At 31.5% G+C, this 14,658-nt stretch carries 11 protein-coding genes and 1 tRNA gene; 3 read left to right on the top strand and 9 right to left on the bottom strand.

What is annotated here, in order from left to right; all coding sequences use genetic code 11:
• Positions 1–18: 18 nt before the first annotated feature.
• Both nrfA and nrfH read right to left on the bottom strand, forming a co-directional pair.
• Positions 19–1,512, bottom strand: coding sequence for an ammonia-forming cytochrome c nitrite reductase (gene nrfA / locus ACY2IJ_RS11945; RefSeq protein WP_476726561.1), 1,494 nt, complete (start codon positions 1,510–1,512; stop codon positions 19–21).
• A 20-nt stretch (positions 1,513–1,532) separates the two neighbouring features.
• Positions 1,533–2,141, bottom strand: coding sequence for a cytochrome c nitrite reductase small subunit (gene nrfH / locus ACY2IJ_RS11940; RefSeq protein ID WP_476724592.1), 609 nt, complete (start codon positions 2,139–2,141; stop codon positions 1,533–1,535).
• Between the two features lie 152 nt (positions 2,142–2,293).
• Here nrfH and ACY2IJ_RS11935 point away from each other — a divergent pair, with 152 nt between their 5' ends.
• The 3 genes from ACY2IJ_RS11935 (at position 2,294) to ACY2IJ_RS11925 (ending at position 5,679) form a co-directional block, all read left to right on the top strand.
• On the top strand, positions 2,294–3,250 hold the full coding sequence (locus tag ACY2IJ_RS11935) for an RluA family pseudouridine synthase (protein ID WP_476724591.1): 957 nt from the start codon (positions 2,294–2,296) through the stop codon (positions 3,248–3,250).
• Positions 3,251–3,330: 80 nt separating this feature from the next.
• Positions 3,331–4,206: a cupin-like domain-containing protein gene (locus tag ACY2IJ_RS11930; protein WP_476724590.1), complete on the top strand. Its 876-nt coding sequence runs from the start codon at positions 3,331–3,333 to the stop codon at positions 4,204–4,206.
• A gap of 63 nt (positions 4,207–4,269) precedes the next feature.
• Entirely contained in the window at positions 4,270–5,679 is a 1,410-nt protein-coding gene (locus ACY2IJ_RS11925; protein WP_476724589.1) for an FAD-dependent oxidoreductase, read from the top strand.
• 37 nt (positions 5,680–5,716) lie between these two features.
• Here the strand turns inward: ACY2IJ_RS11925 and ACY2IJ_RS11920 are convergent.
• The 7 genes from ACY2IJ_RS11920 to ACY2IJ_RS11890 all read right to left on the bottom strand — a co-directional run bounded on the left by ACY2IJ_RS11920 (position 5,717) and on the right by ACY2IJ_RS11890 (position 14,594).
• Positions 5,717–5,790 (bottom strand) — tRNA-Thr (locus ACY2IJ_RS11920).
• A 115-nt stretch (positions 5,791–5,905) separates the two neighbouring features.
• Entirely contained in the window at positions 5,906–8,266 is a 2,361-nt protein-coding gene (locus ACY2IJ_RS11915; protein WP_476724588.1) for a GumC family protein, read from the bottom strand.
• Between the two features lie 7 nt (positions 8,267–8,273).
• Positions 8,274–9,005 carry a polysaccharide biosynthesis/export family protein gene (locus ACY2IJ_RS11910; protein WP_476724587.1) on the bottom strand — a complete coding sequence of 244 codons (732 nt, stop codon included), beginning with the start codon at positions 9,003–9,005 and terminating at the stop codon, positions 8,274–8,276.
• A 53-nt stretch (positions 9,006–9,058) separates the two neighbouring features.
• A complete protein-coding gene (locus tag ACY2IJ_RS11905; protein WP_476724586.1) occupies positions 9,059–10,948 on the bottom strand; it encodes a polysaccharide biosynthesis protein in 1,890 nt (629 codons plus the stop codon).
• Positions 10,949–11,081: 133 nt separating this feature from the next.
• A complete protein-coding gene (locus ACY2IJ_RS11900; RefSeq protein WP_476724585.1) occupies positions 11,082–12,413 on the bottom strand; it encodes a hypothetical protein in 1,332 nt (443 codons plus the stop codon).
• A complete protein-coding gene (locus tag ACY2IJ_RS11895) occupies positions 12,410–13,630 on the bottom strand; it encodes an oligosaccharide flippase family protein (RefSeq protein WP_476724584.1) in 1,221 nt (406 codons plus the stop codon). The genes ACY2IJ_RS11900 and ACY2IJ_RS11895 overlap by 4 nt, the downstream gene beginning before the upstream one ends.
• Positions 13,620–14,594 (bottom strand): MraY family glycosyltransferase, encoded by a 975-nt coding sequence (locus ACY2IJ_RS11890; protein WP_476724583.1) that lies wholly within the window; start codon positions 14,592–14,594, stop codon positions 13,620–13,622. The genes ACY2IJ_RS11895 and ACY2IJ_RS11890 overlap by 11 nt, the downstream gene beginning before the upstream one ends.
• Positions 14,595–14,658: the final 64 nt, after the last annotated feature.

Raw genomic sequence — 14,658 nt, 5'->3', positions numbered from 1 at the left:
TTATAGATTTAGTTTAGTTTATTCTAACGTTGTTTCTGGATAAGTAGCTTCACGCTCCTTTGCTTCTTTTAACCATTTAGGTAATAAAGTCTTTTTAAACTCTTCTTTTTCTAAGTTTAATTTTTTCATGTCCAAACCAATGTAAGCTTGTGCTTTTTCTTTAGAAGAAATATCTGGCATTTCTACAGGTTTGTTATACCCCAATTCTGCCAATAATCTTGCTAATTTTACACGACCTTCTTGAACCACATCTAACCCAGAACTAATCACTCTTGCAATCTCTACAGGTGAGTGGAAAGATGCTCCATGTGATGCAGCTGCATAATCCCATCTCCATTGTGCATGACGAATATCCATTAAAATCTCTTTCATTTGAGCCTCTGTTGCTCCTAAGTCCCAAGCTTTTTTAGCTTCTATATGTGCTTTTACCAAAAAGTCTTCTAACTTTAATCTGCTTTGAGTAGATTTTTGCTGACGTTCATAAACATTGGCAATCAACTTGTCCTTATCTTCTCTATGACAAACCTGACATGAATTAGCCACATTGTTTAAAGGAGATTGAATGTGATGATCTGTGTATTTTTGTCCTCCTTCACTTTTATAAGGCATATGACAATCTGCACAAGAAACACCCCTGTCTGCATGTACACCTGTTAAATAAGTTTCGTACCCTGGGTGCTGTGCTTTTAACATTGGGGTTTTACTTAATTTATGAATCCAGTCTGAAAACTCAATATCATCGTAATATTTTTCCATGTCTTCTACTGTCATTCCGTTTTTCCAAGGGAAGGTTAAATAAGGAACTCCTTCTCTACCTGGTTTCTTTTTATCAAAATAATACTCTACGTGACATTGTGCACACACCAACGACCTCATTTCTTGATGAGAAGCTTTGTTAATATCTTTCCCCATTGCATTAAACCCCTCTATTAACGCAGGTCTTGTAATGGTTAACTTCATGGTTTTAGGGTCGTGACAATCTGCACATCCAATAGGATTTACAACTTCTGCTCCTTTGTCTGCCCATTTACCACTATAAAATTCTGCCACTCCTTTTTCATTCATCAAACGAGGCACGTCAGGACTTTTACATGTCCAACAAGTTGCAGGCATAGGTCCATCCCCTTCTCCTTTGGGCCCTCCTGTTCTTAAAGTGTTCTGAATGTCTTTAATTGCATTCATATGTCCCCCTCCTTGATTGTAATCTTTAGAAAAACCATATCCTGCCCAAAGTACTACCAACCTAGGGTCTTCTTCCAACATGTCTCTTTTAACCGAACCACCTTGATAAGATGCAAATGAAGTATCTGCTGTTTGAAGATAGGATTGATATTCTGCAGGATAATTTTCTCCCCAAACTTCATTTCTTGGTTCGTTTTCGTGAATTTTTACTTTGGGTAGGTATTTGTATTTTGCTTCATTTTTTCTATTAATGATGCTTGAAGCCAACAGCCCCAACAAAAACACAAACACAGCCGTAAGCGCAAATAGTACCTTGTTTTTCATTTGTATTGTTTTTAGTTTATGATTTCTTAGTTTGATGATTCTTTTTGAATTGACTCCTCCAACCATTTAGGAACAACCGTTTCTTGAGTATCTGTTGGAATAGGAGCTATGTTGTATTTTACGGTTGAAATTCCGTGAATTTTACCATGTGGCACTTCTTTATGACAGGACCAACATTGTCTATCCGTTCTGTTTTTTCCGTGACTTGCTATAAATCCATCGTATTTGGTTTGAGTTACTTGCTGCACATGACAACGCAAACAATTGTTTTGGACCACATGAGCAGATGCTGGTCTCATAAACATTACTTCGGGTTCTGCACGTGCTGTAAAAACCGATGCATGAAACAATCCGTCTTTGGCTTTAAAAAAATATTTATTAAACACATTATTATGGGGCACATGACAATCGTTACAACTAGCCCATTCTCTATGAGAGCTGTGCATCCAAGCATTGTACACTGGAACCATTACATGACAATTGACACATGCTTTAGGATCATCTGACATATAAGAAACAATAGACGATTCTTTAGCCATAAAAGCTCCCAAACCAATAACAATTGCAATTGAAAAAATAGCTATAGATCGCCATTTTGATTTTTTCTCGGGTAAAAAACTTTGATTTTTTTCCATATTAATTTACGATTGCTACACGCTTACATTCCTATTCTTGTTGATGATCTTTTAGTCAAAGTAAATTTATGTCTAAATTTTATCCGCTTATATGATATAAATCATACTAAAAAAAATAAACGAAAAAATGTATCTAGTATATTTGCAGTCTTATGTCTATTCAAAAAGAAATTTTTAACGCGCAAATACAAAAGGTCACAAATCCATTGCCTGGTAGTACACCTATGCCTACTCATTACAAACTGCCCGTTAAAAAAAAATATGAAGATTTAAATATTGTAGACTTTTTTTTAAAGTTGGTACCACGTGCTACAAAAGAGGTTTGGCTAGAAAAAATTAACAATCAAACGTTATTGATTAACGGTAAGCCTGCTACAATTGATTCTATTGTAAAAGGGGGAGATATTACCGAACATTCATCTGCACCAAAAACAGAACCCAACGTTTCAACCCAAATAGAATTGCTTTATAGCGATGAGGATATTATTATTCTTAACAAACCTGCTCCCCTTCCTATGCATCCTAGCGGAAGGTTTAACAAAAACTCTCTTATCGAAATTTTAAAACTTGCTTTTCCAGAAGAAGATTTTAAAATTATACATAGACTAGATGCCAACACCACAGGGATTGTTATTCTGGGTAGAAACAAAGAAATTGTAAACACTATTGGTGCTCAGTTTGAAAACAAACAGACTCAAAAAACGTACTTAGCTTTGGTAGAAGGAATTCCTACCAATGATTATTTTAATACCAGTACCAAAATTGGAACAGGTAAAACTGCGGGAGGAGGAAGAGCTTCTTGTACAAATGGTATAGATGCGTATACCGAATTTAAAGTTTTAGAACGAAGAGCAGACCAAAACCAAACACTACTAGAAGTTATTCCACACACAGGTAGAACCAACCAAATACGTTTGCATTTGGCACAACTTGGTTTGCCTATTGTAGGAGATCTAGGCTACAAAGATCCTAATTATTTTAAAAACAACCCGCTTACTTACAGTACCGACTGTTTGTTTTTGCATGCATGGAAACTTACATTTAAACACCAACAAGACAACTTCTTTATAGAAGCACCTGTGCCTCAAAAATATAGCTCCATTGACTAAAATCAACCTCTCCTATTTGAAAATTTCAATTGGTTATTTTAACTTTATGAGGTAATTTTTTATTTAAAATTGATATGGGTATGGAGTTAAACTTACAAAAAGTAGACGTTGTTACAGAGATTAGTAAAAAAGATTTTATTCAAAATTATTACAAAAAGCAAAAACCCGTAATTGTTAAACAATTCTCTAAAGAATGGCCTGCTTATAACAAATGGAATTTAGAATATATTAAAGAAGTAGCTGGTAACAAATCAGTTCCTTTGTACGATGATAGACCCGTGGATCCTAAAGCAAAATTTAACAGTCCGCATGCATATATGCGAATGGACAAGTACATTCGTTTGTTAAAATCTAAACCCACCAAGTATCGAATATTTTTGTGGAATATTTTAAAAGAAGTACCCAACTTACAAAACGATTTTAAGTATCCTAACTTGGGAGTTACTTTTTTAAAAAGCATTCCAACCTTATTTTTTGGAGGTTACGACTCTTTTACCTTTATGCACTATGACATAGATTTAGCCAATATTTTTCATTTTCATTTTGAAGGAAAAAAAGAATGCATTCTGTTTGACCAAAACCAAACCAAACACCTATATAAAATTCCTAATTCCTTAATGGCTCATAGAGGTATTGATTTTTCTAACCCTGACTTTAAACAGTGGCCCGCTTTAAAAAATGCCAAAGGATATATTGCACATTTAGAACATGGTGATATGCTTTATATCCCAGAAGGATATTGGCACTACATGAAATATATTACTCCAGGTTTTTCTATGACTTTAAGAAGTTTGGCCACACATCCAAAAAACTTAGCACATGCACTTTACAATTTTTCTGTAATGGTACCTGTAGAAAATTTGATGAGAAAAACCTTAGGAGAAAAATGGATGAACTGGAAAAACAACAAAGCCAAACAAGATGCTAATGAAATTATAGATAACATTGCTGTATAGCAGTATAACAAACTAATTTGTACAAGTTCTTTAGCAATTGCGACTACAAACCCAAACACAAACATGGAAAACACAATAACATTATACGGTGCAGATTGGTGCCCCGATTGCAAAAGAGCCAAATCTTATTTAGATACTAACAACATCAACTATCAATTTATTGATGTGGATTTAGACAAAGAAGCCACACAAAAAGTTGAAGCGATAAACAATGGAAAGCGAATCATTCCTACCATTATTATTCACAACAAACCCTACACCAACCCAAACAACGCTGTTTTAGCAAGCGTATTAGGAATCAATCCACAAGGGCAATTAATTTTATTTGGTGCAGATTGGTGTCCAGATTGCAGAAGAGCTAAATCTTATTTAGACAACAATCAAATCAACTATCAATTTATTGATGTAGATGCACATCAATGGGCTACAGACCAAGTAGAAGCAATTAACAAAGGAAAGCGTATTATTCCTACATTAATTCTAAACGGAACTCCCTACACCAACCCAAACAATGCTACATTAAAAGATTTATTAAGCATAGATAGTAGCCAACAACACAAAGTTTATGATAGTATTATTATAGGAGGCGGAGCTGCAGGTTTAACCACCGCTATTTATGCACAAAGAGACAGGTTTAATACCTTAATTTTAGAAAAGAAAAATATAGGAGGAAATGCTTTTTTAACCGAAAAAATAGAAAACTATCCTGGTTTTCATGAAATATCGGGACCCAAGCTAATGGAGCGTATGGAACAGCAAGCAACAACTTATGGAGCTGAAATTAAAACAGGAGAAGAAGTATCTAAAATTGAAAAAGAAGGAGAACTATTTAAACTAACTACTTTAATGGGAACCTATTTAAGCAAAACAGTAGTACTTTCTACCGGATCTACTTATAGAAAACTAGGAATTCCTAATGAAGGTGATTTAATTGGTTCTGGTGTTCATTTTTGTGCTACTTGCGATGGGGCTTTTTACAGAGACAAAGAAGTTATTGTTATAGGAGGAGGAAACTCGGCTCTAGAAGAAGGTATTTTTTTAGCTGGTTTTTGTAAAACTGTTAAAATTATTAATAGATCTGCAACCTTTAAAGCCTCTAAGACTTATGTAGAAAAACTAGACAGTATTGATAATATAGAAGTTTACTCAAACCACACACCTATATCTTTTACCAAAAACAACAAAGACTTATTCAAAGGATTAATTGTTAAAAACAATGAAACTCTAGAGGAAAAAGAAATTACAGCCGATGGAGCTTTTATTTTTATTGGCTTAATTCCAAATACTAAAAACTTTAAAGGTTTGGTAAACTTAAACGATCAAGGTTTTATAACTACTAAAAATTTAGCAGAAACTTCTGTAAAAGGAATTTTTGCTGCTGGAGATTGTAGAGAAGGAGCTATCGCACAAGTTGCTGCTGCTACCGGAGAAGGTGTATTGGCTAGTTATGGAATTAGAAACTTCTTAAAATAGAAACAAAAAAAAGAGACAACAAATGTTGTCTCTTTTGAGCCGATAATAGGACTCGAACCTACGACCTGCTGATTACAAATCAGCTGCTCTAGCCAGCTGAGCTATATCGGCGTTGCGGGTGCAAATATAGTCTCTTTTTACAATATTGCAAACATTTTTATTCAAAAAAATTATCTTTTTTTAGAGCTAAAAAAAACCTCATTGAAAATGAGGTTTTTAGCTTTATTTATTTGAATATTTTTTGAAAGAAATTTTTATTATTGTCTTCACTAGGATATCCATATCCACCATATCCGTACCCATATCCTCTACTATGATCTAATCCATTGATTAAAATAGCCATATTAGGCAAACGTTTTTCTTGATACAATCTTTCTGGAACCTCTAGCATACGCTTATCCAAATAATTTGCTCTAGATACATATAAAAACATATCTGCATGCTTACTTAGCATCAATGTATCTGTTACTAAATTAACAGGAGCTGTATCTACAACAATATAATCGTACTTGCCTTTTAACTCTGCAAACATTTCTGCAATTTTAGGGCTCAATAACAATTCTGCTGGGTTTGGAGGTACTATTCCAGAACTCAATAAATGTAAGTTTTCAAAACCAGCCAATGGCTCAACCATATCATCTAAATTAGCATTGCTATCTATTAAATAATTGGTAACTCCATTTCTATTTGGCAACCCTAAATACTGTGTTATTTTAGGAGCTCTTAAATCCATACCCATTAACAATACTTTTTTACCTGTTAAAGATAAAGATGCAGCTACGTTTACAGACACAAACGTTTTTCCTTCTCCTGAAATAGTAGATGTTACAAAAATAGATTTAGATGTATCTTCCACTTTAGTCATCATAAAATCCAAATTGGTTCTAAGCAATCTAAAAGCTTCTGCTGTACTAGTTCTACTCCCTTTCTTAATAACTACCTTTTCTTCGGTATTGTCAAAAGGAATATCACCTAATAAAGGTAATGTTACAATTCCTTTCAAATCACTTTTTGTATGGAATTTGGTATCTAACAAATCTCTAATGTAAATAACTGCAAAAGGAATAATTAGTCCTAATATTAACCCTACTAACGCTATTATCATTTTTTTAGGTGCTACAGGATTTACAGAACTATAAGCTCTGTCAATAACTTTTGCATTTGATAAAGTAACTGCCATTGAAATTTCATTCTCTTCTTTTTTCTGTAACAAATAAGAATACAACTCAGCTATAATAGCTTGTCTTCTTAAAATAGAACGGTATTCTCTTGCTTGCTTAGGCAAATTAGAAATTCTTGCCTCGTATTTTTGCTCTACGGAGTTTAAGGAGTTTATTGTTATTTCTAATTGTTTTTTTACGTTTTGTAAAGATTCTTTAATATTTATTTTTGAATTTTGCAATTCAGCATTTAGATTTTGTACAATTGGATTTGCTACAGAGGAGTTTCTTAACAATCTATTTCTTTCTAGCAACAATTCATTATACTTTGCTACAGATGCATTAAGAGACAAATTATCTTGAACACCTATGTTAGTTGGTAATAACTGAAAATCATCTCTAGATTTTTCAAGATCTTCTAACATAAACTTAACCATTCTCAACTCAGTCTCTTTTTTAAACACTTCTAGTTCATTTTCAGACTTTGCATCTACAAATACTTTTGATTGTACTTCTATATCTGTAAGTTGCTTGTCAGATTTATAGACTTCTTCCATTTTATCTATTTCATCTAACTCTTCTTTTATCACTTCTAAACGTTTTGTAATAAATTCATCTGTTTTAGTACCTACCAAATTTTTATCTTCTACAGACATTTGATTGTACAAATCAATCATTGTATTCAGCAACAATTCAGCCTTTTCCTTTACTGGATATTGAAAATTAATATTAATAATATTTGCATCTTCCATCGCTGTAACTGAAACTTCTTTTTTAAAAGACTCAATTACATTTTCTATTTTGTTGAATTGTAATGTATATGTATTATTGTTTTCTTTATTATATGTATTGAAGCTAGGTGTCAATAATAACTCACAGTTTGCTATCTTAATCTTTTTTCCAAACTTAATCTTTTTAAATTCCTCTTCACCTTCTATCTGGTACTCATACTCCTTATCACTTAGTATATTAAAATCTACTAGAGTATCTAATTGATAAAATTCTTCTTTATCAGATAATACTTGTAGCTTTATGGGTCTGTTTGCAAATAACTCAGTGTTTTTTAATCCTTGTTGCTGATATATTTTAAAATTTAAATCTAGTTTTTTCACATAAGCTTTTGTCAATGTTCTAGATTTCAATATTTCAACCTCATCAGTTACATTGTTTTGAACTCCTCCTCCTAAAGAAGCTAAATCTTGAAAAACTTGAAGTTCAGAAGCTGCTCCACCTTCTTCTTTTACCAAAACACTTGCTGTTGTCTGAAAAATATTGACTTTTGTTTTAGCGTAAAAAACTGCAATTCCTACACATATACATACAGATAAAAAGAACCACTTCCAATGAACTAAATATTTTTCAACCTCAGCTCTTATATTTATAGAATCGTTATCTTTTATAAACTCGTTATTTATATTTTTTTCCATGATCTATTTACCTTGTTAAAATTGAAATAATTGTAATTAACAATCCTGTTGCTGATATGATATAGGAAGCCGTTGGTGAACTTGCTGAAGCGTTGACTCTTGGTTTGTTGGGAGAAATATACAATACGTCATTTTGTTTTAAATAAAAATAAGGCGAATTTAATATTTCATTATCTCTTAAGTCTATATTATAAGACACTAATTTCCCATTTTGCTCTCTTATTAATTTTATATCATCTCTTTTACCATGTATGGTTAAATCTCCTGCCAAACCTAATGCTTGTAACACTGATATTTTTTCTCTGTTAATAATATATTCTCCAGGTTTATTAACTTCACCTAATATCGAAATTCTAAAATTCACCAATTGTACATTCGCTTTTACATCGGGTAAAAAAGGCCTTAATTTTTCTTCTAAAAAATACTCTAGTTCAATTCTTGTTTTTCCTTCAACTTTTAATTTTCCTAATTGTGGAAAACTAATCTCTCCATTTGCATCTACTAAGTAAGACTGCTGTTGTTGTTGTCCACTTGCATTTAAACCACTAGTATTAAATGATGTAATATATAAGTTAAAAGGTCTTGCTGCTTCTGGATTGATAGATGATATATTAATTGTTAATCTATCATCGGTTTTGAATGTTGGAGCTTGAAATTTTTCTACCTCTAGCACTACATTTTCAGTGTTTTGTAGCTCTTGCAGATATATAATATCTTTTCTTGAGGCACAAGAAGCCATAACGATAGCTACAATTGTGACTAGTAAGTATTTCAGTTTTTTATTTCTCATTGTTACTTTCTATCTAAGTTTTCAAATATAGAATTATTGGATATAAATTCAGGGACTACTTCTTTTATTTTTTGAACTATTAACAAACAGTTCGCGGGGTTATTTAACTTAATCAATTCATTAATTTTCTCTATTTTCTCTTCTATATTAAATGTTTCTGTTTTGTGAATCATTATCTTATGATGGTGTGTTGGTATCGAATTCTCTCCATCGTTTAACAATTCTTCGTACAATTTTTCCCCAGGTCTTAGTCCTGTTATTTTTATATCAATATCTTCAGGATAGGAAAGTCCTGATAATTTGATCATTCTTTTGGCCAAATCAAATATTTTCACAGATTTCCCCATATCAAAAATAAAGATTTCTCCTCCTGTTCCCATACAACCCGCTTCAATCACCAATTGGCAAGCTTCTGGTATGGTCATAAAATATCTTGTAATTTCGGGGTGTGTTAAGGTAATAGGACCTCCATCAGCTATTTGTTTTTTAAACAAAGGAATTACAGATCCGTTAGAACCCAATACGTTTCCAAACCTTGTAGTTATAAACTTGGTGCAGTTGTCTTTACAATTTTTAGAACTTATGTATAGTTCTGCCACTCTTTTGGTAGCCCCCATTACATTGGTTGGGTTTACTGCCTTGTCTGTAGAAACCATAACAAATTTTTCGGCCTTATATAAACAAGATAAGTCTGCTACATTTTTGGTTCCTATCACGTTTACCTTAACAGCTTCATAAGGATTAGCTTCCATTAAAGGCACGTGTTTATAGGCTGCAGCATGGAATACAATGTTTGGTTTATGTTCGTTAAAAATATAATCCATCATTGGAAAGTCTCTAACATCTGTTACATAACCTACAATTCCTTTTCTTTTTTTCCTTAACAAATCTTGTTCTAAGTCATACAAACAAGATTCTGCCTGATCTATTAATACAATTTTAGCACAATTGTACAAAGAAAGTTGTCTTACAATTTCTGAACCTATAGAACCTGCAGCTCCCGTAACCATAACTACTTTTCCACTAACATCATTAAGTATTTTAGGATTGTCTAATTTTATTGGTGTTCTATTTAATAAATCTTCTATATTAATTTCTTTAATTTGATTCAGCCTTAAGTCTCCTCCAACCCATTTAGAAACTGGTGGTACCATTTTGATTTTTACCGAAAAATTTAAAAATTTATCTGAAATTTCTAACAATCTTGATTGAGATATTTCCTTAATGGCAATAATTACTTCTTTAATTTCATTTGTTGCAATAAAATCTTCATCAATATGATCTAAAGAAACAATATTAATTCTATCTATTTTGTTTCCTTGTTTTTTAGGATCATCATCTACAAAACACTTTACTTTGCTACTTTTCTCGTTACTTTTTTGCAAGGTAGAATATACAATAGTCCCCATTTCTCCTGCTCCATAAACAATAACATTTGAACTTTCTAACGTTTTTTTAACAATACCTTTGTACACAAACTTAAACAAGTACCTACTTGTAATTAAAGCAATAACGTTTAATAGAAAAAGGACCACAATGTTAGATAAAGAAAGTAAGTATTGCTGAAAAATTCCATCTTTGGTATTGATGTAATTCATGATCAACAAAATAACTGTTAGCAAAGATACGCTTGAATAAATACTTATGGTATCTCTAAGACCAGTGTGTCTTATAACTCCTTTGTAAGACCCCATCACCAAAAAACTAATCAATGCTGTGGTAATTACATAAGGTAGTTGTACAAATGGTTCCATTAAGTCAAACTCAACAGAAAATTCGTTTAAAATAAAGTAAGAAAGTATAAAATTAACCGCTACAATGGTAAGATCTATAAGAAGTACTAAAGACCTTGGTATGTTTTGACTAATTAATTCTATGATGTATTTTTTCATATGCACAAATATATAATATCCTGCGAATTTTAACCTTTGTTTATAACTCTAATTGATATTTTTAACAACCTTATAACAAGGTGTCGCAATATAGAACATCTAAAACATGTCTAGATTACTAAAAAATAAATTATCAGTTATGTTTAGGTTGTATTTTAGCAATTCCTTTTTCTATAAAACTTACAATGATGTAAGCCAGCGCAAAACTAGTAAACATTTTTATAGAACTCATTAAATCTCCTCTCATTAAGTAAAATTCATATCCTAATAAAATGTAAAAAAATGCTTTTACAACTAAATTTTTATTTTGCTTGTGGTATAATTTATCAAAAAAAGCATTTATTCCTGCCAAAACAATTGTAAAGAACAAAATACCTACATAACCAAAGTTTATATATCCTTCTCCTATATATGGCATAGCAACATTTAAAAATCCATAACCTACTTGTTCTCCAATTAAATGTCCACTACCTAAATTTGGCACACCGTTTATAGATCTGGTAAAAAACAATATGCTTCCTTTTAATTGAGTTCCCAAAGTAACAACCTGTTCTTTTATTAAAAATGTAAAATTTTGAAACGCATCAAAATGTCCTGTGTTAAATAAATCGTAAGTCAAAGAAATACCTTTGTGTTTCCAATTTCTAAAACAATTAAAAAAAGGAAACCATACCAGAACACCGGTAATTAATAACAAAATGTAACGAATTCCATTTTTTAAAAAAGGAACATAAAACAATAGAATAGGAATGTACACAACTCCTAACAATCCTCTTGATAAACTTGTAGGGAAATCTACCAAAATCACGCAGCTAAGTAATAACAACGATCTTTGAACTTGTTTAGGATTTTTTAGCTGATAAATTAAAAATACCACAAAAGGAATTTGTCTTACAATTAACAACAAACCATATCCTATGTGCCCTAAATTGGTGTTCTCTTTTAATTTAAATCTAAAAGCTCTCTGCACCAACAACCCCCAATTAAACTTGATCAAATAACAATAAAAAACAACTGCAAGTAAGGAAACAACAACATATACTCCAAACAAAACAGGTGTATTGCTCTTGGTTGGAGCCGCAACAGTACCTTTAATTTTAGTGTACAAAAACTGATAGCTAACCAAATAAAACAACAAAGAAATTAAAGATATTGTGATCGATTTTAAATACAACCTATCGGAAATAGGCAATGTAACATTGAATACTGTAGCTGTTTTATATTGTAGTACAGGAGCGATAAAAAAGAAAAAATAATAAAACAGGCAGACCGATGTGTTGATATTTACTTTTTGCGGAGTTCCTATGCCTAAAAATCCCCACAAAGAAACAAGCCCTATTCCTAAAAAACCACTTAAAACTCCTAAATGATTTCTAGTTCCTAACGGATAAAAAGCATATGCTATAGAAAACAATGCCAATAGTAAAAACCAACCTAAAGTTTTAGACCCATCAAACATTCTCATACTACTAACTTTTTACAGTAATACCAAGAGGTGATTGCATAAAAAAAACGGCTACACAACAATGCTGCTCCTGCTCCTAAATATCCATAATAAGGCATTAGTATTACAATTAAAACAATCATAATTAAAGTGGCTATAAATGTTAACACACTATACAATTTATCTTTGTAATACACCAACAATCCGTTTACACCATATACAGAAATAACCGCCATTAAAAACGGAACTATTGATAGTAATTGAACAAATAAAACTACCTCATCCAATTCTTGGGTATTTTCTTTATTTAACCAAGTAAACACAATCCATTCACTTCCCAAAAACATAACTATAGATAGTAGGGCTCCTAAAGAAATTAAAATTGTTTTCATTTGATAAAATTGATTTTGATTTCTATTGACCAACGGATAAAATGCTTTGGTTAAAATAGCATTTCCAGTTGTAAACATATTGGTTAGTTTTAAACCTATATGAACAAAGGTTACATCTGATGGAATTCCTATTACCCCTACCAAAAAAACGATAATATTATTGTATATAGATGGCAATAACAAATTTACAAAGGAGCTAAAATTATTTTTTAAATAACCCCAAACTTCTTTTAGGGGCAATACATGTAATTTTATCTTGTAGTGTTTTAGCACCCAAACAAAACCTATTAAGTTAATTGCAATTAACGATAAAGATTCTAACAAAGGCACCCAAAGCACATCTGTTGGCTGTGTAACCATAACAAACAAGCCTATAACAAACAATAATGTTGCTGCTAAATTTAAGAAAAAATAAAATTTCATTTTTTCTAAACCTAAAAAGAACCATCTTAAAGAAAACAAGTGCCCAACCAACATAAAAGCACTTAAAGCATAAACTTTTTGAAATGCATAAAATTTAGAAAACACTAAAATAATAAATATCACAACTACAAAAGAAAACACAAATAAATAAAAGCGAACATTGCATACCTGGTTAAAAAGTTGTTGTATTTTTTCTGGATGATTGTTAGATTTTGCCAAATCTCTAACCGTAGACAAGTTAAATCCGTAGTTTAAAACATTGGTAAAAAACAATACTAAAGACATTGCAAATGCATATACTCCATAATAATCTACTCCTATGCGGTGTAACAAAAATGGAATGAGCCAAATTGTAAACAACAACTCTACCCCTTTTATAGAGAATAAAGAGAGTGTATTGACTACAAATTTTTTATTTTGCATTGATTACACTGGGTTTCTTTTTTTCTAAAATTCTAAAAGCCAACGTATATAGTAGTACAAATACCAAGCAAATAAGTACAATAGCTAAAAACTGAGCTTTCAATTCTAAGGTATAGATAGACAATACAACGGCACTTACTACTAGTTGAATAAAGACATACAAACCAGAAACTTGCATATGTGACATGGAAGTTCTATCTACCAATTTTTGATAAATATGATGTCTATGTGGTTCTCCTACATTTTCTTTAGCAATAAAAAATCGGTACAAAACAGTTAACATACTATCTGCTCCATACACTACCATTAACATTAATACAATAGGAGCGTTTAAGGCTACCAGTAATTGTAATCCGGTAAAAAACACCATCATGGCCATACCAATACTCCCTATGTCTCCAGCAAAAAATCGTGCTTTTTTTCTAAAATTGTAAAATCCAAAAACAACAATAGCTAAAAACTGATATCTAAAAATATCGGGATCCAATACTGGATGTTGTGTATTGATATAATACAATCCAGCCAACACCACAAAGCTTAACGTTCCTATAATTCCATTGATTCCATCTAAAAAATTATATAGATTGATAAAACCTACTCCTAAGGTTATGCATATAGGAATCATCCAAAGACTTAAACCAAACCCTAATACTTGAAAAAACAACAAATAAATTGCTATTATTTGAAAAGGCAAACGCACTCTAGTGCTTAATGTTTTTAAATCGTCTATAAAACTTACCAAAGCAATAATAAAAGTTCCTAATACAAAATAAGGATATTGAAATCCTGACGTTACAAAAAACAATATCAAAGCAATAATAAATAAAATTCCTCCGCCTCTAATGGTAGGAATGGTGTGTGAACTTCTTTGGTTGGGTTTGTCTATAATGTTAAAACGATCTGCTAATTTTAAATAGACAATCGATGCGATTACTAAGAATAGAAAAATAAATAAGTACTGCATTTTAGTTTATTTTAGATACATTTTTTTGGCAAAGGTATTTTTTTACAAGAAGCATTAACAATAA

This window comes from Wenyingzhuangia gracilariae (assembly GCF_056387575.1).
This window is presented reverse-complemented; position numbering and strand designations above follow the sequence as displayed.